Annotated in this window: 17 protein-coding genes and 1 riboswitch; of the genes, 12 read left to right on the top strand and 5 right to left on the bottom strand. The window is 70.7% G+C overall.

Annotated features, from left to right (window positions below):
• Positions 1–25: 25 nt before the first annotated feature.
• Positions 26–2,770, bottom strand: coding sequence for a BTAD domain-containing putative transcriptional regulator (locus ABZW60_RS22530; protein WP_355479719.1), 2,745 nt, complete (start codon positions 2,768–2,770; stop codon positions 26–28).
• An 86-nt stretch (positions 2,771–2,856) separates the two neighbouring features.
• On the opposite strand from ABZW60_RS22530, the gene coaE reads away from it, so the two are divergent.
• The 6 genes from coaE (at position 2,857) to uvrB (ending at position 9,926) form a co-directional block, all read left to right on the top strand.
• Complete coding sequence (gene coaE, locus ABZW60_RS22525; RefSeq protein ID WP_355479717.1) at positions 2,857–3,486, top strand: dephospho-CoA kinase; 630 nt, start codon at positions 2,857–2,859, stop codon at positions 3,484–3,486.
• A gap of 201 nt (positions 3,487–3,687) precedes the next feature.
• Positions 3,688–4,824, top strand: coding sequence for a PrsW family glutamic-type intramembrane protease (locus tag ABZW60_RS22520; protein ID WP_355479715.1), 1,137 nt, complete (start codon positions 3,688–3,690; stop codon positions 4,822–4,824).
• Positions 4,821–5,918 carry a hypothetical protein gene (locus tag ABZW60_RS22515; protein WP_355479713.1) on the top strand — a complete coding sequence of 366 codons (1,098 nt, stop codon included), beginning with the start codon at positions 4,821–4,823 and terminating at the stop codon, positions 5,916–5,918. Before ABZW60_RS22520 ends, ABZW60_RS22515 begins: the two co-directional genes overlap by 4 nt.
• Positions 5,915–6,877 (top strand): hypothetical protein, encoded by a 963-nt coding sequence (locus tag ABZW60_RS22510; RefSeq protein WP_355479711.1) that lies wholly within the window; start codon positions 5,915–5,917, stop codon positions 6,875–6,877. Before ABZW60_RS22515 ends, ABZW60_RS22510 begins: the two co-directional genes overlap by 4 nt.
• Positions 6,878–6,908: 31 nt before the next feature.
• Positions 6,909–7,742 (top strand): hypothetical protein, encoded by an 834-nt coding sequence (locus ABZW60_RS22505; RefSeq protein WP_355479709.1) that lies wholly within the window; start codon positions 6,909–6,911, stop codon positions 7,740–7,742.
• Positions 7,743–7,823: 81 nt separating this feature from the next.
• The gene (uvrB, locus tag ABZW60_RS22500) at positions 7,824–9,926 is read left to right on the top strand and encodes an excinuclease ABC subunit UvrB (RefSeq protein WP_355479707.1); all 2,103 of its coding nucleotides are present in this window, start codon (positions 7,824–7,826) and stop codon (positions 9,924–9,926) included.
• A 1-nt stretch (position 9,927) separates the two neighbouring features.
• Here the strand turns inward: uvrB and ABZW60_RS22495 are convergent, their stop codons facing one another.
• On the bottom strand, positions 9,928–10,815 hold the full coding sequence (locus ABZW60_RS22495; protein ID WP_355479705.1) for a carbon-nitrogen hydrolase family protein: 888 nt from the start codon (positions 10,813–10,815) through the stop codon (positions 9,928–9,930).
• A 45-nt stretch (positions 10,816–10,860) separates the two neighbouring features.
• On the opposite strand from ABZW60_RS22495, the gene ABZW60_RS22490 reads away from it, so the two are divergent.
• Together ABZW60_RS22490 and ABZW60_RS22485 are read left to right on the top strand one after the other, a co-directional pair.
• Positions 10,861–11,217: an MmcQ/YjbR family DNA-binding protein gene (locus tag ABZW60_RS22490; RefSeq protein WP_355479703.1), complete on the top strand. Its 357-nt coding sequence runs from the start codon at positions 10,861–10,863 to the stop codon at positions 11,215–11,217.
• Between the two features lie 278 nt (positions 11,218–11,495).
• A complete protein-coding gene (locus ABZW60_RS22485) occupies positions 11,496–12,641 on the top strand; it encodes a TerC family protein (protein ID WP_355479702.1) in 1,146 nt (381 codons plus the stop codon).
• A gap of 64 nt (positions 12,642–12,705) precedes the next feature.
• Here the strand turns inward: ABZW60_RS22485 and ABZW60_RS22480 are convergent, their stop codons facing one another.
• From ABZW60_RS22480 to ABZW60_RS22470, 3 genes are read right to left on the bottom strand one after another with little or no spacing between them, the layout of a single operon-like run.
• Entirely contained in the window at positions 12,706–13,572 is an 867-nt protein-coding gene (locus tag ABZW60_RS22480; RefSeq protein WP_355479700.1) for an NlpC/P60 family protein, read from the bottom strand.
• Complete coding sequence (locus tag ABZW60_RS22475) at positions 13,569–14,633, bottom strand: dipeptide epimerase (RefSeq protein ID WP_355479699.1); 1,065 nt, start codon at positions 14,631–14,633, stop codon at positions 13,569–13,571. The genes ABZW60_RS22480 and ABZW60_RS22475 overlap by 4 nt, the downstream gene beginning before the upstream one ends.
• Positions 14,630–15,457 carry a serine hydrolase gene (locus ABZW60_RS22470; RefSeq protein ID WP_355479697.1) on the bottom strand — a complete coding sequence of 276 codons (828 nt, stop codon included), beginning with the start codon at positions 15,455–15,457 and terminating at the stop codon, positions 14,630–14,632. Before ABZW60_RS22470 ends, ABZW60_RS22475 begins: the two co-directional genes overlap by 4 nt.
• A gap of 44 nt (positions 15,458–15,501) precedes the next feature.
• Here ABZW60_RS22470 and ABZW60_RS22465 point away from each other — a divergent pair, with 44 nt between their 5' ends.
• The 4 genes from ABZW60_RS22465 to cobN all read left to right on the top strand — a co-directional run bounded on the left by ABZW60_RS22465 (position 15,502) and on the right by cobN (position 21,920).
• A complete protein-coding gene (locus ABZW60_RS22465; RefSeq protein ID WP_355479695.1) occupies positions 15,502–16,434 on the top strand; it encodes a cobalamin biosynthesis protein in 933 nt (310 codons plus the stop codon).
• Positions 16,425–17,105, top strand: a complete 681-nt coding sequence (locus tag ABZW60_RS22460; protein ID WP_355479694.1) for a phosphoglycerate mutase family protein — start codon at positions 16,425–16,427, stop codon at positions 17,103–17,105. The genes ABZW60_RS22465 and ABZW60_RS22460 overlap by 10 nt, the downstream gene beginning before the upstream one ends.
• Positions 17,096–18,064, top strand: coding sequence for a DUF3500 domain-containing protein (locus ABZW60_RS22455; RefSeq protein WP_355479692.1), 969 nt, complete (start codon positions 17,096–17,098; stop codon positions 18,062–18,064). The genes ABZW60_RS22460 and ABZW60_RS22455 overlap by 10 nt, the downstream gene beginning before the upstream one ends.
• 14 nt (positions 18,065–18,078) lie before the next feature.
• Positions 18,079–18,193: riboswitch (cobalamin riboswitch) on the top strand.
• A 25-nt stretch (positions 18,194–18,218) separates the two neighbouring features.
• Positions 18,219–21,920 (top strand): cobaltochelatase subunit CobN, encoded by a 3,702-nt coding sequence (cobN, locus tag ABZW60_RS22450; protein WP_355479690.1) that lies wholly within the window; start codon positions 18,219–18,221, stop codon positions 21,918–21,920.
• Positions 21,921–21,929: the final 9 nt, after the last annotated feature.

Here is a 21,929-nt window from a genome sequence, read left to right as displayed (position 1 = left end):
GACTGGGTGCGGGGGTCTCGTGCGTTCAGCCGGCGAGCAGCTGGATCAGCGTCGTGCGGTTCAGGTTGTCCGAGCCCGGCATCCCGGTCTCGTCCAGCACGTCCAGTGCGCGTCGCCAGTGCCGGTGTGCCGCCGAGAGATCGCCGCCGGCCCGGAGGGCACGGCCGAGGTGCGTCAGCGCACAGACCTCCGACCAGCGGTCGTCGAGATCGCGGCTGAGCTCCAGGGCCTCCTCGGCGGTTCGGCGGGCGTCGGCGTGCTCGCCGCGGCCGAGCAGCGCGGCGGCGAGGGTTTCGAGGGCGAACGCCTCGGCGCGCCGCTCGCCGGCGATCCGGTTCAGTGTGACCGCCTCCCGCGCTGCCTCGACCGCCTCGGGGTGCCGATCGGCCAGGAGGTAGGTGTCGGCGATGTTCGCGTGGTTCCGGGCGATCCCGACCGTGTCGTCCAGCCGCGCGAGCACCTCGATCGCCGCGTGGTGGTGGCGGACAGCGGCATCGGTGTTGCCCCAGCGCCGGTACAGCCGGCCCAGGTCGGTCAGAACCGAGCCCCGGCCGTAGTCGTCGCCCAGCAACTCGAAGAGCCGCAACGCCTCGTCGAGGTGCTTGCAGGCCTGGTCCAGGTCGGGCCGGAACAAGTACGCGCGACCGACGGCGTGTGTCGTCACGGCCTCGGCGGCGCCGTCCCCGGTCCGCCGGGCGGCGTCGAGTGCGAGGCACTGGATCTCGAACAGGTCGTCGAGCGCGCGCAGGTACATGAAGTAGGGCCAGAGCGCGTGCCCGAGCCGGTACGCCGCGCGGTCGTGCCCCTGCGCGACCGCCGTGCGCATCGCGGCGACCAGACCCTGCCGTTCCGCGGTGAACCAGTCGACGGCCTGTCGCGCGGTGCCGAAAACCATCGGCTCGACACCGGCGGACGGGTGCCCGAAGTCGAGGAGCGGTTCCGACTTCTCCATTGCCACTTTGCCGTTCAGCGCCGAATGCGCGTACCAGTCCAGCAGCCGCCCCCGGGCAGCGCTGACGTCGGCCGGGTCGTCGACCTCGTGGACGAGCCGGCCGGCGTACTCGGCCAGCAGGTCGTGCAACTGGTACCTCTCGCCGGGCTGCTCGAGCAGATGAGCGCCGACCAGCTGGCCCAGGGGCTGCCGGGCCTCTTCACGCGGTACGGCGAGCAGCGCGCCGACGGCCTCCAGGCTCGTGTCCGGACCCGGATGCAGCCCGAGCACACGGAAGGCGCGGGCCGACTGTGCCGAGAGGACGTCGTACGACCAGCCGAAGACCGCTCGCAGCGCGCCATCCGCGTCCTCCCCGACGTCCAGCAGCGCCAGGCGGTCCGGATGTTGCTCGAGCTCCGCGGAGAGCGCGCGGACGGTGCCCTCCGGCTCCCGGGTGAGGCGCTCTGCGGCGATGGCCAATGCCAGCGGCAGATGTCCGCACAGCCGCGTCAGCTCGGCCAGCTCCTCGGCGTCGTGCCGGACGTCGTACGCAGCCAGGGTCTGCTTGAGGTACTCCGCCGCATCGTCCGAGCTGAACGGTTCCAGCGGCACGCGCTGCGCACCGTCCCGGGCAGCCAGCGACCGCAGCTGACTGCGGCTGGTGACCAGGACCAGCCCTGCCGAGCCTGGCATCACCGCACGGACCTGGTCGGCGTCGCGCGCGTTGTCGAGCACGATCAGCACCTCGCGGTCAGCCAGGACGCTGCGGAGCAGAGCTGCCCGTGCTTGCCGGCCGTGGGGGATCTGAGCGCCGGGAACGCCAAGTCCACGCAGCAGCAGATCCAGCGCGGCTTCGGGTTCAAGTGGCCTGTCAGGTCCGTAGCCCTGCAGGTTCAGGTACAGCTGGCCGTCAGGGAACCGGTCAGCTGCCCGGTGCGCCCAGTGCAGAGCCAGAGCCGTCTTGCCCACTCCGCCCGGCCCGTGCACGGCGATGACGGTCGGTCGCGCTGCAGCGCTCAGCCGATCGAGCTGAGCGAGCGCAGTCGCCCGGCCCGTAAACCCGGGCGGAGCCGGTGGCAGCTGACGAGGGACCATGACGGACGACGCCGGACGCGTCTGTGTTGCCGCCAGCAGTTCGGCGTGCAGGGCGCGCAGCTGTGCATCCGGATCGGTCCCCAGCTCGTCGGCGAGCCGACTGCGCAGCTCTTCGTACTGCGTGAGCGCTTCCGCCGGACGGCCGCACTTGTCGAGCACGGTGAGCAGCCGGAGCCAGAGCGACTCCCGCAGCGGATGAGCCGCGGCGAGCTCGCGCAGTTCCGGTAGCGCCTCCTCGTGCCGGCCCGCGGCGACATCGAGGTCGATCCGGCGTTCGACCGCGGTCAGGTACGTCTCGGTCAGCCTGGGAGCTTGGAGCTGGTGCAGCCATTCCGAGTCGACACCGTCGAACGGCTCGCCGCGCCACAGCGCGAGGGCGGCGGTGAGCAGGTCCCGTTGCCCGTCCGCGTCGTCGGTCCGCGCGGCCGCGTCCACGAGCTCCCGGAAGCGCCACGCGTCCACCTGCTCCGGAGCGATCCGCAGGGCGTAGCTGCTGCCGACGTACTCGACGGGTGCCTCCGGGCCGAGCACGCGGCGAAGCCGGAACACCAGCGACTGCACGCTCGGCCGCAGGTTCTCCGGCGGCTCGTCGCCCCAGACACGACGGCCGATGGCATCGGCCGTGACCGGCTCCGGCGCGGCGAGCGCGAGCACCGCCAGCAGGGCCCGCGGGCGCCCGGACAGGCGCGCGACCGGCACACCGTCCCGGATCACCTCGACCGGTCCCAGCAACCGGATCTCCACGCCGCGCTCCCTCGGTAGCCTGCGTTCCGATTGTCCGCCGCCGTGGGCTCACCAGCTGTCCGGAGGCGGGTCGGTAGGCTGCGACGGTGCTGAGAGTGGGACTGACGGGTGGCATCGGCGCCGGGAAGAGTGCGGTGTCGTCGCGGCTGGCCGCGCGCGGCGCCGTGGTGATCGACTCCGACGTGCTCGCGCGCGAGGTCGTCGCGCGCGGGACGGACGGTCTGGACGAGGTGGTCGCGGCGTTCGGCCCCGGCGTACTGACGGCCGATGGTGAGCTGGACCGGCCGGCGCTCGGGACGATCGTGTTCGGCGACGAGGCCGCCCGGCGGAAGCTGGAGGCGATCGTCCATCCCCGGGTCCGGGCGCGGGCCGCGCAGATCGAGGCCGGCGCCGCGGACGACGCGATCGTGGTGCACGACATCCCGCTGCTGGTCGAAACCGGCCAGGCGGGCGGGTTCGACGTGGTGCTCGTCGTCGACGTACCGGTCGAGGTCCAGGTCCGGCGGCTGACCGCGCAGCGCGGAATGGCTGACGAGGAAGCCGAACGGCGGATCGCCAGCCAGGCGTCGCGCGAGGACCGGCTGGCGGTCGCGGACCTGGTGGTCGACAACTCGGGCACGCTCGAGGACCTGGACCGCCGCCTGGACGAGGTGTGGGTCACACTCGAACACCGCCGGGAAGAGCGCTCAGGGCACGGTCCGGACACGAAAAGGTGACCCCCGCGCGGGAAATGATGCTTCCGGGACCGGCTGTACGAGAATCTGTCCCGGTTCGGCCCGGTGGATCCGGGACCGGCCACCGACGGCGCGCCCCGCGCCGGTCCGGACGTCCGAGGTTGGGAGGATGGCGTGGTCTGTCCGCGCTGCAGCTCTGACGTCCCCGAGGTCTCGCACTATTGCCACCACTGTGGCAACGACATGCGTACCGGGGACGCCGAGCGGAAGAACGCGTACGCCGCCAGGCCCGATGAGCCCGTGGCGTCGTTCAAACTGGTCTCGACGATCATGCCGCAGGGATCGGGCAAGCAGCCCTACACCTACAAGGTCGCGCTCGGCATCGCCCTGCTGCTGACCGTGGTGACGGCGGCGCTCGGCGCGCTGCCGGTGGCGATCATGATCGCGGCCTTCGCCGTCCCGATCGTCTACATCATCTACTTGTACGACGTGAACCTCTGGGAGGACGAGCCGATCCCGGTGGTCGCCGCGGCCTTCGTGCTGACCGGCGTCCTCGCGGCCGTCTTCACCTGGCTGTGGAAGGACAAGCTGGCGCTGTCGCTGGACACGATCGGCGCCAACAGCGCCGGGCCGTCCGCGCGCGACCTGCTCATCCTGCTCCTGCTGGTGCCGGTGGTGTCCGAGCTGATCCGTCAGATCGGCCCGCTCTACCTCGCGTCCCGGCCGCGGTACGACGACCTGATGGACGGCTTCACGTTCGGCGTCGTCGCCGGTGTCGGCTACGCCTGCTTCGAGACCCTGGTGCTGCACTGGGGCTGGATCAGCGGTGGCTTCGCCGGTCCGGGTAGCAGCGCCGGCACGTGGATCTCGATCGTGCTGCTGCACGGCTTCATCAAGCCGCTCGTGTACGGCTCGGCCACCGGTCTGGCGGGTGCTGAGTTCTCCGGCCTCGGCGAGGGATACGACGGCTTCACGCCGCGCTGGGTGGCTGCGCTGATCCAGGCGATGGTGGTGAACGCGCTGTTCCAGGGCGGCGTCTACCTGCTCGGCTTCGTCGGTGGTCACGGCTCGACGATCGGCGCGGTCCTCGGTGTGGTCTGGGGCCTGTTGCTGCTCGGCGCGCTGATCATCAGGGTCCGGACGGTGCTCCACAAGGGTCTGCTCGAGGCGGCGCTGGAGTCGGCCGCCCGGGGCGGGTCCAACCACGCGTCCGGTGACCTGGCGTTCTGCTCGCGCTGTGAGATGCCGCTGCTCCCGCATTCCGACTTCTGCTCGGCCTGCGGCAACTCGGTGCGGTCCGTGCCGAAGTCCGCCCGCGGAGTGGCAGCACCGACCGGCGCCAGCGGGTACGAAGCGACGACTGGAGACATGCAGGCATGAGCAACCAGCAGCCGCCCTACGGTGGTGGACAGCAGCCGTACGGTGGACAGCCGGGCCAGCAGCCTGGTCAGCAAGGTCAGCAGCCGGGCCAGCCTGGCTATGGACAACAGCCCGGGTACGGCCAGCAACCGGGTCAGCAGCCGGGGTACGGCCAGCAGCCGGGGCAGCAACCGGGGTACGGCCAGCAGCCGGGGCAGCAGCCCGGTCAGCAGCCCGGGTACGGCCAGCAGTACCCGCAGCAGCCTGGTCAGCAGACGTTCCCCGGCCAGCAGCAGTACCAGCAGCCGCAGCAGGGATACCCCGGCCAGCAGGGCTACCAGGGACAGCAACAGCAGTACGGCGGCGGCCAGCAGCAGTGGGGCGGCCAGTACAGCCCGCAGTCGCCGCGCGGCGGTGGCGGTGGCAGCAAGACGCTGCTGATCGCCGGTGGCGCCTTCGCGGTGGTCGCGATCATCGGTGTGGTCCTGGCACTGGTCTTCAAGGGCGGTGACGACGACAAGGCGGACCCGGACCCGACGACGCCGACGACCTCGCAACCGACCACTGAGCCGAGCTCGGAGCCCAGCAGCGAGCCCAGCAGTGAGCCGAGCACGAGCCCGAGTACGAGCAACGAGCCGTCGAACGGTGGCGGCGACGAGGGCATCGAGGTCGCCGAGGGCGTGTACGTGAAGCCCCAGCCGGGCTACGTCCGCAAGAGCATCGACGGCTTCAGCGGCGTGTACCTGCTGAAGCAGGGCGAGGCGTACTTCATGGTGGGCACCTGGAAGGCCGGGGCCGGAGAGAACACCGACACGGTGCTGCCCAAGCTGCTGACGGCCGAGACGAAGCAGCTGTCGTCGGTGCAGAAGGGCACGCCGAAGGTCACCAAGCCCGGTCCGGACGACGACACCCCGGTGAAGGTCGTCACCACCCAGAGCTTCAACGGCGTCGCGACCACCCAGAACGGCAGCATGCCGGTGGTCGGCTTCGTCGGCGTGGTCGAGCGCAACGACGGCGTGATCACGATCATCCGGGTGTACGGACGCAAGGACAAGCTGTCCTCGATCCAGACCGACTCCACGGCGATGCTGCGGTCGGTGGTCAAGAGTCAGTGAGCGGAAAGCGTGACAAGGGCCCCGGCGGCAACCCCTGGGTGAACAAGCCCGGACCGGAGCCGGACGGGGCCGACGAGCAGGAGGACCAGCTCCCGCCGTCGCCGTGGGACCTGGAGGTGCCACCGCCGCCGTCGCCGTGGGGCGACGGCGGCATGCCCGGTGCCGGCCCCGGCGTCGGTCCTGGTGTCGGTCCTGGTGTCGGTCCTGGCGCGGGGCCCGGCCCTGGCTCCGGTCCGGCGACGCAGACGTCGTCGGCGTGGGGCGACAAGGTCGGGCCGCCGTCGCTGCGCCGGCCGCCGCCGGAGAAGAAGCGGCCCGCGATCCCGCCGCTGCTGATCCCGATCGGCGCCGGACTGCTGGTGGTCGCGCTGGTCGCGGTCGTGCTGGTGGCGCTGTCCGGCGGCGACAAGAAGGCCGATCCGGGTCAGTCGCCGAGTCCGCCGCCCGCGACGCCGACCGCGCCGCAGTCGTCGTACCAGCCACCGCCGAACGCGCTCGCGGTCGGCTTCGGGGTCTCGATGGTCCCGGTCCAGGGCTGGACGGTGGTCACCTGGGAGAAGAGCGGAAAGCAGGTGGCGATCTTCCCGCCGGGCACGACGCCGGGGCCGAACGCCAATGCACGCACGTTCTTCTGGGTGCGGCAGAAGCAGAACGTCACCGCGAACGCCTACCTGCTCGGCATCGTCGAGGGCGAGGTCGACAAGGAGATCGCGCAGCTCGGCAACGTACGGAACCTGCCGTGCCCGAAGGACGTCTTGGTGGAGTGCGTCGCGATCGACTACACCTCGAGCTACAAGGCCGCCGACGGCACGGAGTCCAAGATCAAGGGGTATGTCGAGGCGTACCGGCGCAAGGACAACGTGGTCACCGCACTGGACTTCCGGACGATGGCCGACTTCGCCCCGAAGGCCGAGGCGGACGCGGCGACGATGAAGAAGTCCGTGATCGACAGCCTGTGACGGATCCCCGGAACTACCACGAGGAACAACTATGAGTCAGCAGTACGGTCCACCGCCGGGCCCGCCGCCGGCACCCGCTCCCGGCGGTTGGGGCACCGGGCCGCAGGCACCCCAGGGGCCGCAGGGTCCGCACGGGCCGCAGGGCGGTCCCGCTGCCGGCGGTTGGGGTCCCGGACCGAAGCGGCCGAACCACCCGCAGCGGTCGAGCAAGACACCGTGGATCATCATGGCCGGGGCGATCGTGGCGGTGCTGCTGGTCGCGGTCGGCGTGGTGCTGCTGGTGAACGGCCAGGACAAGGGCGACCAGCCCGTCGCGGGGCCGTCGTCGTCCGGCGTGGGCCGCACCATGTACACGCCGTCGCCGACACCGACCCCGAACGACTCCAAGGGCCCGAACGACGTCGGCGTCGAGGTCGGCTGGGGCGTCTGGTTCACGCCGTCCAAGGGCTGGCTGCCGGACCCGGACAAGTCCCGCAGCGGTAAGAACTACATCCTGCAGCAGTTCAACGCGCGCGGTCTGATCGACGGGTACTACTGGGTCCGGCAGACCGAGCTGTACGACGCGAAGGGCTTCGCCGAGCACCTGGTCGACGTCGAGTCGAACGGCATGCAGGGCGTCCGGATCGGCAAGGGCACACCGTGCAAGCCGGCGAACCCGAACATCAAGGCGTGCTACGCGGTGACCTACACCGGTGTCTGGGTCGCGAAGAACGGCAAGAAGATCGCGATGCAGGGCTTCGTCACCGCCTACCAGGACCAGTTCGACCGGACGACGGCCACCGACGCGGCGCTCGAGACCCGGGTCTACGCCCGGCGGGTGAACGAGCTCATCTACATGAACAACAGCGTCATCAAGAGCTTCTGACCTGGGGTTTTGGAAACCGCCTGACCGGGGCGGAGGGGCGGGGACGGGAAATTGTCCGTGGGCGGCCGTACGGTGGAGGGCATGAGACAGGTCTCGGATCTCCAGCGGATGGTCGCCCCGCTGAAAGTGGTGTCGGACTTCGAGCCGGCGGGTGACCAGCCGGCGGCGATCGCGGACCTGGAGCGGCGGATCAACGCCGGCGAGCAGGACGTCGTCCTGCTCGGCGCGACCGGCACGGGTAAGACCGCGACCGTCGCGTGGCTGGCCGAGCGCGTGCAGCGCCCGATGCTGATCCTGCAGCCGAACAAGACCCTCGCCGCCCAGTTCGCGAACGAGTTGCGCCAGTTCTTCCCCGACAACGCCGTCGAGTACTTCGTGTCGTACTACGACTACTACCAGCCCGAGGCGTATGTCCCGCAGACGGACACCTACATCGAGAAGGACTCCTCGATCAACGAGGAGGTCGAGCGGCTGCGGCACTCGGCGACCTGGTCGCTGCTGACCCGCCGCGACGTGATCGTGGTCGCGACCGTCTCGTGCATCTACGGCCTGGGCTCCGCCGACGAGTACCTGAACCGCATGATCCACGTGAAGGTCGGCACCGAGATGGACCGCGACGGGCTGCTCCGCAAGCTCGTCGGCGTGCAGTACGCGCGCAATGACCTGGCCGGCACCCGCGGCACGTTCCGGGTCCGTGGCGACACGCTCGAGGTGTTCCCGGTCTACCAGGAGCTCGCCGTCCGGGTGGAGTTCTTCGGCGACGAGATCGAGCGGGTGATGACCCTGCACCCCCTGACCGGTGAGGTGCTGTCCGAGGAGGACGAGGTCTACATCGGTGCGGCGACGCACTACGTGACCGCGCCGGAGAAGATGGAGCGGGCGATCACCTCGATCGAGGCCGAGCTGGCGGAGCGGCTGACCGAGCTCGAGCGCAACGGGCAGCTGCTGGAGGCCCAGCGGCTGCGGATGCGGACGACGTACGACATCGAGATGATGCGGCAGATCGGGACCTGCTCCGGCATCGAGAACTACTCGCGCCACACCGACGGCCGGGAGCCGGGGTCGGCGCCACACTGTCTGCTGGACTACTTCCCCGAGGACTTCGTGCTCGTCATCGACGAGTCGCACGTCACCGTCCCGCAGATCGGCGGGATGTACGAGGGCGACATGTCGCGGAAGCGGACGCTGGTCGAGCACGGCTTCCGGCTGCCGTCGGCGATGGACAACCGGCCGCTGCGCTGGGAGGAGTTCCTGGAGCGGATCGGGCAGACGGTCTACCTGTCCGCGACCCCGGGGCAGTACGAGCAGGACAAGTCGGACGGGTTCGTCGAGCAGCTGATCCGGCCGACCGGTCTGGTCGACCCCGAGGTGATCGTGAAGCCGACCAAGGGCCAGATCGACGACCTGATCCACGAGATCCGGCTCCGGGTCGAGCGCGACGAGCGGGTGCTGGTCACGACGCTGACCAAGAAGATGTCCGAGGACCTGACCGACTACCTGCTGGAGATGGGCATCCGGACCAGGTATCTGCACAGCGAGGTCGACACGCTCCGCCGGGTCGAGCTGCTGCGCGAGCTGCGGATGGGGGAGTACGACGTCCTCGTCGGTATCAACCTGCTCCGTGAGGGTCTGGACCTGCCCGAGGTGTCGCTGGTCGCGATCCTGGACGCGGACAAGGAAGGCTTCCTGCGGTCCGGCCGTTCGCTGATCCAGACCATCGGCCGCGCGGCGCGGAACGTGTCCGGCCAGGTGTTCATGTACGCCGACAAGATCACCCCGTCGATGGAGCAGGCGATCGACGAGACGAACCGGCGGCGCGCCAAGCAGACGGCGTACAACCTGGAGAACGGCATCGACCCGCAGCCGCTGCGGAAGAAGATCGCCGACATCACCGACATGCTGGCCCGTGAGGACGCGGACACCGCGGAGCTGCTCGGCTCCGGCCGCACGCAGTCCCGCGGCAAGGCGCCGGTTCCCGGTGGCGGCAAGAAGGCAGGGGAGAAGGCGAAGGAGCTGGCCGGTGGCCTGCCGTCGTCGGACCTGGCCGACCTGATCCAGCAGCTGACCGACCAGATGCACAACGCGGCCGCCGAGCTGCAGTTCGAGGTCGCCGCCCGCTTCCGCGACGAGATCTCCGAGCTGAAGAAGGAGCTCCGCCAGATGACGAACGCCGGCGCCAAGTAGGTCAGCCGCGGCGTACGACGGTTCGGTGCGGCGACTCGTCGACGGACAGGGTGAAGACGTCCGGGCGCGCGTAGTGGCCGACCGAGTCGAAGTCGAAGTATCCGCGGTCGAGCTCGGCGAGGTCGAGTTCGGCGCGCAGGATGCCCTCGCCGGTGCGCAACGGGCCGGCGAGGATCTCGCCGAGCGGGGAGATGATCGTGCTGCCGCCGTTGATCAGTACGGTGCCGTCCTGGGTGAAGTACTGGTTCGCGCTGATCACGAAGCAGCGGCCCTCGAGCGCGATGTGCCGCATCGTCGCCTGCCACTGGTCGCGGTCGTCGACGGTCGGCGCACACCACACCTGCACGCCCTTCGCGTACATCGTCTGCCGGAACAGCGGCATGTAGTTCTCCCAGCAGATCGCGGCGCCCAGCACCCCGACGTCGGTCCGGACCGCGGGCATCGTCGACCCGTCGCCCTGACCCCACAGGTACCGCTCGGCGGCGGTCGGCATCAGCTTGCGGTGGTGGGCGACCAGCCCGGCGCGTGGGTCGACGAAGACCGCCGTGCAGTACAGCGTCCCGCCGTCGCGCTCGATCACCCCGGCGACGAGGTGGATGTCGAGCTCGGCCGCGAGCTCGGCCAGCCGCGCGACCTCCGGGCCGTCCAGCTCGACGGCGGCCTCCCGGTACCGCCGGAACAGCTCGCGGCCTTCCGGCGACCGCGACCCGACCGTGATGCCGAAGTCGAACCCCTTCGGGTAGCCGCCGAGAAACGCCTCCGGCAGCACCACCAACCGCGCCCCGTCCGCCGCCGCCTCGCGGATCCACTGCTCCGCTTTCACGAGCGTCGCGGCCGTGTCGAACAGGACGGACCCAGCCTGCACCGCAGCCACCACAACAGAATCCATGGCGAGCAGCGTAGTTCTGTCCGGCCCGCGGTCTAGTCTCCTGCCATGAAGCGGCTGACCGACGGCGATCTGCTCGGGTACTGCCTGGGCAAGCCCGGGGCGTGGCAGGACGAGCCGTGGGACGGGGACGTGGTGGCGAAGGTGGGGCCGAAGATCTTCGCGTTCCTCGGCGGTGCCGGCGTCGGGCTGAAGTGCGGGGCGAACCGCGACGAGGCCGACGAGCTGGTGAACGCCTACCCGGACGACGTCAGCACGATGGCCTACATCGGGCGCTCCGGGTGGAACACCGTGCGGCTCGGCGGAGCGGTGCCGGACGACGAGATCCTGGAGCTGGTCGACGCGTCGTACGAGACCGTGGTGGCGAAGCTGCCCAAGCGGCAGCGACCGCCCGCGGGGGATTGATCGGCAGGCAATAGATCACGGGCTGCAACTATTCCCTGACGGGGCTGTGACGATTTCGACAGGCGGACACGGCGTCCTGGATTTGGAGTCTCGGACATCCAGCCGTCAGAATGGTTCCCGAGAAGGGGAGTATTCCTTTCGCGGCGGCATCGTCATCACGGTCAGGGCTCGTCCCGGACCCGGTGCCTCCGGCGTCACCCAGGATCACACGTGATCACACAGGGTGACGCGGAAGAGACCTTCGGAGTCGGTTTTTCGTCTGAGCTCCGGAGGATTCTGTGCACGTTGCTGACTATGTCTGGTACATCACCGTCGGCCTGCTGCTGGCACTGCTGGCGTTCGACGTCTTCGTGATCGGCCGCCGGCCGCACGAGCCGAGCACCCGCGAATCGGCCACGGCGATCGCGTTCTACATCGGCCTCGCGGTGATCTTCGGCCTCGGGGTCTGGTACTTCTCCGGCGGGCGGTATGCCGGGGAGTTCTTCGCCGGCTGGCTCACCGAGTACAGCCTGAGCGTCGACAACCTGTTCATCTTCCTGATCATCATGGCCAGGTTCGGTGTCCCCAGGAAGTACCAGCAGACCGCTTTGCTGGTCGGCATCATCCTGGCGCTGGTGTTCCGCGGCGTCTTCATCGCGGTCGGCGCGGCGGCGATCAACCAGTTCTCCTGGATCTTCTACCTGTTCGGCGCGTTCCTGGTCTACACGGCGATCCACCTCGCCAAGCAGGGCGAGAACGATGACGACGACTACAAGGAGAACGCGGTCATCCGGTTCGCGAAGCGCCGGCTGAACGCGACCGACGAGTACAACGGCGTCAAGCTGACCGTGAAGAAGAACGGCAAGCGACTCGTCACCCCGATGGCGATCGTGATCATCGCGCTCGGCACCACCGACCTGCTGTTCGCGCTCGACTCGATCCCGGCGATCTACGGCCTGACCCAGGAGCCGTTCCTGGTCTTCACCGCGAACGTCTTCGCGCTGATGGGCCTGCGGCAGCTGTACTTCCTGCTCGGTGACCTGCTCCGCCGCCTGGTGTACCTGTCGCTCGGCCTGTCGGTGGTGCTCGCGTTCATCGGCGTGAAGCTGGTGCTGCACGCGATGCACGTCAACGAGCTGCCGTTCATCAACGGCGGTCACCACATCGAGTGGGCGCCGGAGATCCCGATCTGGTTCTCGCTGGGCTTCATCATCATCACCCTCGGCATCACCACGGTCGCCAGCCTGCACAAGTCCCGCACGATGCAGTCGGCGGACGAGTCGGCCGCCCTGGAGACCGCGGACTCCACCGGGGCGACCGAGGCTGAGGCTGCCGAGGCGAACGGCCGGACCCGGCCGGTCGACCAGGGTGATCGACCCCAGGACGCCGTTGAGGACGAGCAGGCCGACGAGCCGGCGCCTGAGTTGCACCACCGCAAGTCCTGACACCAAGCGAATCGCCCCGGACCGCCAACGCGGTCCGGGGCGATTGCCGTGTGTCCTGCTGTGTTCAGAAGCGGGCGGCCGTGACCAGCGTGGCGCGGCGCTCGTCGGACAACGCCTCGTTCTCCAGGCGCTTGCCGGTCTCGGACGCGTGCAGCATCCCGGCCGCGGACACGAACCCGACGTGGTGCACCGGCTTCCCGTCCCGCGCGAAGAAGTACAGGTCACCCGGCCGCGCGTCGTCGACCGGGATGTTCGGCAGGGTGTCCGCCTGGTCGTGGGCGTCCCGCGGCGTCCGCAGGCCGAGCACCCGGCTGACGGCGTGGATCAGCCCGGAGCAGTCCAGCCCGTACGCCGACGTACCGCCCCACAGGTACTCCAGGCCGAGGAACTGCTCGCCGAGACGGAGCCGGTCGTCGGGGCCGGCCGGCTCGGACACGGACCGCAGGACGGCGTCCGCCAGCCAGCCGGATCCGCCGTCGGGGGTCGCCACCCGGGTGTGCCCGTCGGCGTGCTCGTCGGAGGCCAGCACGGTGCCGAACGACAGCTCGGCGAGCGGACGGCCGCCCGGCTCGGCGAGCAGCGCCGCCGTCGGGACGGCGATCGCGACCGGGTCGTCGGCGCTCTGCGGCAGTTCTCCCAGGTGACTGGACGGGACCCAGCCCGGGTACCCGAGCTCGTCCTCGGACGACGGCTGCCAGGGCGCGAGGATCTCGGACCAGCCGTCGCGCTCCGAGCGCACCAGGACGGGCTCGGCGAACAGGAGTTGGGTGAGGGTCCGGCCGTGCAGGCCGAGCCGGGTGTCGGTGTCCATCGACTTCGCCCAGGAGGCGACGTCGGGTTGAGCGGCGGTTGCCGGGGCGTCGATGTCGCGCGGCGCGTCCGGCGAGGTCCAGACCGTGCTGACCGGAACCTTGGTGGCGGCTAACTTCATGCCGTCAAGCCTGTCACGCCGAGTCCGGGAGCAGAAGGCAGGTGGATCAGCGCGCCGTCGTACCGGATCCCGCCGGTCACCGGCGGCTCCCGCAGCCACCAGGCCGCGTCCAGGTCGTTGACCGCCGTCGTCGGGTACGCCGAGACCAGCGCGGCCGCCGCGCCGACGCCGACGTGGCTCTCCATCATGCAGCCGACGATCGCGCCGAGCCCGTGCTCGCGGGCGAGTTCGAGCAGCGTCCGCGCCGGCGCCAGCCCGCCGCATTTCGCGAGCTTCACGTTCACCAGGTCGGCCGCGCCCTGACGGATCACCGCGACCAGGTCGCGGACGCCGTACACGGACTCGTCGGCGAGGATCGGCGTGCCGACCCGGTCGGTCACCCAGGCCATGCCGTCGAGGTCGGCCGCGGCGACCGGCTGCTCGACGAGCTCGATCGCACAGCCGGCGTCCTCCAGCGCCCGGATCACCGTGACGGCGTCGCGCCGCGTCCAGCCCTGGTTCGCATCCAGCCGCAGGCGCGGCTCCGGGCCGATCGCCGAGCGGACCCGGCGGACGCGCTCGATGTCGCCGGTCGCGTCGGTGCCGACCTTGATCTTGAGCACGTCGAAGCCGTCCGCGACCCGCGCCTTCCCGGCGTCGGCCAGCGCGTCCGCGTCGCCGACCGACAACGTCACGTCGGTCCGGACGACGTCGGTGGTCGACCCGAGGAACCCGTGCAGCGTCTGCCCGCGCCGCCGGGCCGCGAGGTCGTGCAGTGCGACGTCGACGGCGTCCTTCGCCCCGAAGTTGCCGACCGCGGCACCTTGCACGCGACGCAGCGCTTCGGTGAGGTCGTCGGGGCCGAGGCCTTCGAGCGCGGTGCTGATGGGGCCGTCGATGCAGGCCCGCGATCCGGCGAGCGAGTCGCCGGTCACCTTCCAGACCTGGGGTGCCTCGCCCCAGCCGCTGAGTTCGCCGTCGCTCACCTCGACCAGCAGCGACTCGACGTGGGTCGCCGTCCGCAGGGCCGTGACGAACGGCGTGTGCAGCGGGGCCGAGACCAGGTGGGTGGTGATCTTCACCGCACTGCCTCCAGGTCGTGCCGGTGGTTCCAGGCCTCGAGGGCGATCGACGCGATCAGGTGCTGCGCCTCGCTGTCCGGCAGGTCGGACGTCGTGCACACGACCAGTACGAACGGGTCGGCGTCCTCGGGACGGACGATGCCGCCGTCGTGCCGGATCCGGGTGTCCCAGCCGTTCTTGTGCTCGACGCGGGCGCCCGTCGGCAGCAGCGCGGGGATCTCGCCGTTCCACTGGTTGCCGGCCAGCAGGTCCCGCAGGTACTCGCCGGACTCGCCCTGCTGGTTGCCCACCGCAACGAGAACGCCGGCCATCCCGGCCGGGCTCATCAGGTTGCTGATCCCGGCGCGGGCGGCGGGGACGTCGTCGATCCCGCGCTGGATCCTGGACTCGGGCGCGGGCGAGCCGGGCAGCGTCGCCCCGGCCAGCGCGGCGTGCGCGGCGGCGATCCCGACCTGCTCGAGCACGAGGTCGGTCGCGAGGTTGCTGGACAGGGTGATCATCTCGGTCGCCAGCCAGTCGAGCGGCACCTTCTTGCCGAGCTGCTCCCAGGTCTTCGGCGCCTCGTCGTCCTCCGGGTTCACCCCGAACCGGCCGCCGGCGGCGGACGCGAAGTCGTTGTGCACGGCCACCGGCTGGGAGAGCGACAGCTCACCCGCGTCGACCTTGCGCAGCATCGCCATCGCCACCGGCAGCTTCATCGTGCTCGCGGAGTAGTGCGCCCGCTCCGCCTCGTGCACGAACACCGGCGTACCGTCCAGGCGCCCCAGCCAGACCCCGAAGTCCCCGCTCCCGTCGACCTGCCGAAGCAGCTCCGCGATTCCCATGCCGCTCACCCAATCACAGCCAGGGACCTGGCAGACTGCCGAGGGTGTCACGGGCTCTGGGACTTGTGCTTGGCTTCGCGGCGGACCGTCTTTTCGGCGATCCGCGCCGGTATCACCCGGTCGCCGGGTTCGGTCGTGCTGCCGCCCGGGTGGAGAAGCAGTTGTACGGCGACTCGCGTCGTCGTGGCACGGGCTACACGGCCGTACTCGTAGGTGGCACCGCCGTGCTGGGTCTCGCGGTCGAGCGGGTTACCCGGAACCACCCGATCCTGCACACCGCGGCCACGGCGGCAGCCACCTGGACCGTCCTCGGTGCCCGCAGTCTGGAGCGCGAAGCCGAGACGATGGCCGGTTTGCTGGAGGAGAAGGACATCCCGGGCGCCCGCGACCGCCTCAGCCACCTGTGCGCCCGGGACGCGACCGACCTGGAAGCCGACGAGCTGGCCCGCGCGACCGTGGAGTCGATCGCCGAGAACACCTCGGACGCGTGTGTGGCCCCGCTGCTGTGGGGCGGCGTGCTCGGCATCCCCGGCCTGCTCGGGTACCGCGCGGTCAACACGCTCGACGCGATGGTCGGCTACAAGTCGCCGAAGTACCTGAACTTCGGGTGGGCCTCGGCGCGGCTGGACGACGTCCTCAACCTCGTCCCGGCGCGGGTGTGCGCGGCGCTGACCGGGCTCGCGGCCGGACGGGTCGACGACACCGTCCGGGTCTGGCGGCGGGATGCCGCGAAGCATCCGAGCCCGAACGCCGGGCCGGTCGAGGCGGCGTTCGCGGGAGCGCTCGGGCTGACGCTCGGCGGCACGAACAGCTACGGCAGCTACGCGGAGGATCGCGGCACGCTGGGTGACGGCCCGGCGCCGGCGGTCGCCGACGTCCGTCGTACGGCGGACCTCGCGCGACGGGTCGGGATCGCCGCGGTGGGTGTGGCAGCGGTGCTGGGGACGGTGCTGGGGAAGGGGAAGCGATGGATCTGAGTCGCCGGCCGTTGCGGATCGCGCTGATCCGGCACGGCGAGTCCGAGGCGAACCTGGACAAGACGGTCTACGAGCGCACGCCCGACCACGCGGTCCCGCTGACGCCGCTGGGGCACGAGCAGGCGGCCAAGGCGGGGCGGGAGCTGCGGGAGCTGTTCGAGAACCAGCCCGTCCGCGTGTACGTCTCGCCGTACCTGCGCGCCCGGCAGACGCTGGACTCGCTCGGCCTGGACGACCTGATCGAGCTGCCGCGCGAGGAACCGCGGTTGCGCGAACAGGACTGGGCCAATCTCCAGGACACCGAGGACATCGAGCGGCAGGAGCAGCTCCGCGACTCGTTCGGGCACTTCTTCTACCGGTTCACCCACGGCGAGTCGGGGTCGGACGTGTACGACCGGGTGTCGACGTTCCTGGAGACGATGCACCGCGACTTCGACAGCCCGGACGCCCCGCGCAACGTCCTGCTGGTCTCGCACGGGCTGACCATGCGGCTGTTCTGCATGCGGTGGTTCCATTGGTCCGTGCGGTTCTTCGAGTCGCTGCGGAATCCGGGGAACGGCGAAACACGCGTCCTGCTGCGGCAGCCGGATTTCCGGTACAAGCTGGACCGGCCGTTCGAACAGTGGACCACCTACGAACCGACGGAACGGGAGCGATCGGCATGGTTGTAGCGCAGACGCGGGACACGGTGCTCGAGCTGCTGGCGAGCCTGACACCGGACCAGGCCGGCAAGATCCGTGCACCCTTCGACACCCCGGACCACAAGCAGTGGACGTACCTGCCGGGCCCTGTACCGGGCCTCGCCCTGACCGAGCTCACACCGGCGCAGCAGCAGCTCGTGGAGCGGCTGGTCGCGACCGGTTGCAGCGAGCGCGGCACGGCCGACGTCTGGGCGGTCCTGGACGCTGAGGTCGTCGTCCGCGGGCTGCCGGACCTGCCGCCGTCGGGGGAGTGGGAGGGCGCGACCGTCGCCGACCGGTACTTCCTGCGCGTGCTGGGTGACCCGAACGGCACCGAGCCGTGGGCCTGGCGGCTGAACGGGCACCACCTGGCGCTGCACGTGACTGTCGTCGACGGTGCGATCGCGTTCACGCCACAGTTCCTCGGGTCGAACCCGGCCGAGGTGCTGAGCGGTCCGCAGGCAGGACGGCGCTTCCTGGCCGCGGAGCAGGACCTGGGCTTCCAGTTGCTGCACGCACTGGAGCCGGGGCAGTTGGAGGTCGCACTGGTCTCACCGGACGCGCCCGACGACATCCTGACCCGCCACGACCCGGTCGCCGACGCGTCGCTCCTGCACCGCGGCCTCGGGTACGGCGACATGACCGAGGACCAGCGCCAGATCCTCAGCCTCCTGATCGGGCAGTACGTCGGCCGCGCCGCCGGACCGATCGGCCTGCAGACCTGGCAGGACATCACCGAGCACGGCATCGAACGCCTGACGTTCGCCTGGGCCGGTGAGACCCAGCCCGGCGTCGGCCGGCGCCACTACTACTCGATCGCGGGCCCGACGTTCCTCGCCGAGTACGACAACACCCAGGACAACGCGAACCACATCCACTCGGTCTGGCGTGATCTTCGCAACGACTGGGGGACCGACCTGCTCGCCGCGCACTACGCCATGCACCGCTAGAGTCAGCCAACAGAGTCAGTCAAGTCATCCGACGGCATCAGCAGGAACCCGGTGAGAGTCCGGGGCGGTCCCGCCACTGTGACCCCGTGCAGGGGAAGTCAGGAACTGCCGCCGTCGTACCTGGAGCTGGGGCGTGGACACCCCGGGAAGGACCATGCGCGTGCCTGCGAATCTTCTGCTGCTGTCGACCGCCGATACCGACCTGCTGGCTGCCGCGGAGGCAGGCGCCGGATGGGCGGTCGCCAATCCGGCCCGGCTCGAGCTGGGTCAGCTGGGTGGCCTGCTCGACGGCGCCGAGATCGTCGTCGTCCGGCTGCTCGGTGGGCGCCGGGCGTGGGAGGACGGCCTCGACGCGGTCCTCGCGTCCGGGAAGCCCACCGTCGTCGTCAGCGGTGAGGCCGCGCCGGACGCCGAGTTGATGTCGCTGTCGACCGTCCCGGCGGGCGCGGTCACCGAGGCGCTCGCCTACCTTCGCGATGGCGGCGCGGACAACCTCCGCAACCTGGCCGGCTTCCTGCGGGACACGCTGCTGCTGACCGGCGACGAGTTCGAACCGCCGCGCGCGCTCCCGGCGTACGGCGTCCGTGGGACGTACGTCGAGGACGGGCGTCCGGTCGTCGGCATCGTGTACTACCGAGCGCATGAGATCTCCGGGAACACCGCGTTCGTCGACGCGCTCGCGGCCGCGGTCGACGAGGCGGGCGCACAGCCGCTGCCCGTGTACTGCGGGACGCTGCGCGGGCTCGACCCGACGTCGCCCGACAATGCGGGGCTGTTCGAGCTGCTGGGCAAGTGCGACGTACTCGTGACGACGCTGCTCGCGGCCGGCGGATCGGTCGCGGCCAACGCCAGCGCGGGCGGCGCGGACGACGCGTGGGACGCCGGTGCGCTGGCCTCGCTCGACATCCCGCTGATCCAGGGCCTGGCGCTGACCTCGACCCGCGAGCAGTGGGTGGACAGCGACGCGGCCGTCAGCCCGCTGGACGCGGCGACCCAGGTGGCGATCCCGGAGTTCGACGGCCGGCTGATCACGATCCCGTTCTCGTTCAAGTCGTACGACGCCGACGGCCTGGCCCGATACGCGCCGGACGCGGAGCGGTGCGCGCGGCTGGCCGGTATCGCGGTCGCGCACGCGCGGCTGCGGCACGTCCCGCCGGCCGAGAAGCGGATCGCGCTGGTGCTGTCGTCGTACCCGACCAAGCACGCCCGGATCGGGAACGCGGTCGGGCTGGACACGCCGGCGTCGGCGGTCGTGCTGCTCGGGCAGCTGCAGGAGGCCGGGTACGACCTCGGTGACCTCGACGTCGGCGAGCTCGAAGGTGACGGCCTGATCCACCGGCTGATCGCGGCGGGCGGCCACGACGTCGACTGGCTGACCGACGAGCAGCTGGCCAACGCGGTCGCCAAGGTCCCGCTGCCGACGTACGCCCGCTGGTTCGGCGGCGTGCCCGAGTCGTTGCGTACGGCAATGACCGAGGCGTGGGGCGAGGCGCCCGGGGAGCTGTACGTCGACACCTCGGGTGACGAGCCCGCGATCGCGCTGGCCGCGTTGCGGTTCGGGAACGTCGTGCTGATGATCCAGCCGCCGCGGGGGTTCGGCGAGAACCCGGTGGCGATCTACCACGATCCGGACATGGCGCCGTCGCACCACTACCTCGCGGCGTACCGCTGGCTGGAGGCGTCGCCGGAAGAGGGCGGCTTCGGCGCGCAGGCCGTCGTCCACCTCGGTAAGCACGGCACGCTGGAGTGGCTGCCGGGCAAGGGGATCGGGATGGCGGCCGACTGCGCACCCGACGCGGTGCTCGGGAACCTGCCGATGATCTACCCTTTCATCGTCAACGACCCCGGCGAGGGCACGCAGGCGAAGCGCCGGGCGCACGCGACCGTCGTCGACCACCTGGTGCCGCCGATGGCGCGGGCCGAGACGTACGGCGACATGGCGAAGCTGGAGTACCTGCTCGACGAGTACGCGACCGTGTCGGCGCTGGACCCGGAGAAGGTGCCGACGCTGCGGGCGCAGATCTGGACGCTGATCCAGGCGGCGCAGTTGCACCACGACCTGCACACGGCGGAGAAGCCGGAGGACGACGACTTCGACGAGTTCGTGCTGCATCTGGACGGGTATCTGTGCGAGATCAAGGACGTGCAGATCCGCGACGGGCTGCATGTGCTGGGTGGGGCGCCGGCCGGTGAGGCCAGGGTCAACCTGGTGCTCGCCGTACTGCGGGCGCGGCAGTTGTGGGGTGGGTCGTACTCGATCCCGGGGCTGCGGGCGGCGCTCGGCGAGACGTTCGGCGTGGACGAGGCAGAGCTGCTGGCCAACCCGGGCGCGGCGGCCGACCTGGCCGACCTGGCGGCGCTCGCCGACCTGCCGGCGGTGAGCGGCGCCGACGGGGTCGACCTCCTGGAAGCGGTGGCGCGGAAGCTCGTCGTCGGGATGGAGACGCTGGGCTGGGACGAGGCGAAGGTCCCGGTGGTCATCGGCGAGGTGCTCGGCCGGAACTCCGACGAGGTCGAGCGGTCGCTCAGGTTCGCGGCGACCGAGGTCGTGCCGCGGCTGGCACGGACCGGCGACGAGCTGGCCAACGTCCTGCGGGCTCTGGACGGCCGGTTCGTGGAGGCCGGGCCCTCGGGGTCGCCGACGCGCGGGCTGGTCAACGTGCTGCCGACCGGGCGGAACTTCTACGCGGTGGACCCGAAGGCGATCCCGAGCCGGAACGCGTGGGACGTCGGTGTCGCGCTGGCCGACTCGCTGCTGGCCCGGCACCGGGCGGAGACGGGGGAGTGGCCGCGATCGGTCGGGCTGACCGTCTGGGGTACGTCGGCGATGCGCACCCAGGGTGACGACCTCGCCGAGGTGCTGTGGCTGCTCGGCTGCCGGCCGGTCTGGGACGACGCGTCCCGGCGCGTCACGAGCTTCGAGGTGGTCGGCCTGGACGAGCTGGCCCGGCCGCGGATCGACGTGACGATCCGGATCTCCGGCTTCTTCCGGGACGCGTTCCCGCACGTGGTCGCGCTGCTCGACGAGGCGGTGCGCACGGTCGCGGACCTGGACGAGTCGCCGGACGACAACTACCTGCGCGCGCACGTCCGGCAGGACGTTGCGGCCGGCAACGACGTACGGCAGGCGACGGCCCGGGTGTTCGGCTCCAAGCCGGGCTCGTACGGCGCCGGTCTGCTGCCGCTCGTCGACGCCCGGAACTGGCGCACCGACGCCGAGCTCGCCGAGGTGTACGCCGTCTGGGGCGGGTACGCGTACGGCAAGGACCTGGACGGCGCCGAGGCCCGCGGCTCGATGGAACGCGCCTACGCCCGGATCCAGGTGGCGGCGAAGAACGCGGACACCCGCGAGCACGACATCATGGACTCCGACGACTACTTCCAGTACCACGGCGGCATGATCGCGATGGTCCGGCACCTCACCGGCGTGAACCCGAAGGCGTACGTCGGCGACTCCGCGGTGCCGGCGCAGGTGAAGACCCGGACGCTCGAGGAGGAGGCCAAGCGGGTCTTCCGGGCCCGCGTGGTGAACCCGCGGTGGATGGCCGCGATGCGCCGGCACGGGTACAAGGGCGCGTTCGAGATGGCCGCGACCGTGGACTACCTGTTCGGGTACGACGCGACCGCGGGCGTGGTCGACGACTGGATGTACGAGTCACTGACCACGCAGTACGTCGCCGATCCGGAGATGGCCGAGTTCTTCCGGACGTCGAACCCGTGGGCCCGGCACGGCATCGCCGAACGCCTCCTCGAGGCCGCCCAGCGCGGCCTGTGGGCGGAGCCGTCGGCCGAGGCACTCGAGACGCTGCGCAACGCGGTCCTCGAGACGGAAGGTGACATCGAGGACCGCGCCTGATTGGGTAGA

The organism is Kribbella sp. NPDC003557, from assembly GCF_040610805.1.
Lineage (GTDB): Bacteria > Actinomycetota > Actinomycetes > Propionibacteriales > Kribbellaceae > Kribbella.
Note: the sequence above shows the minus strand (reverse complement) of the source record. Positions and strands in the feature narration are given on the sequence as shown.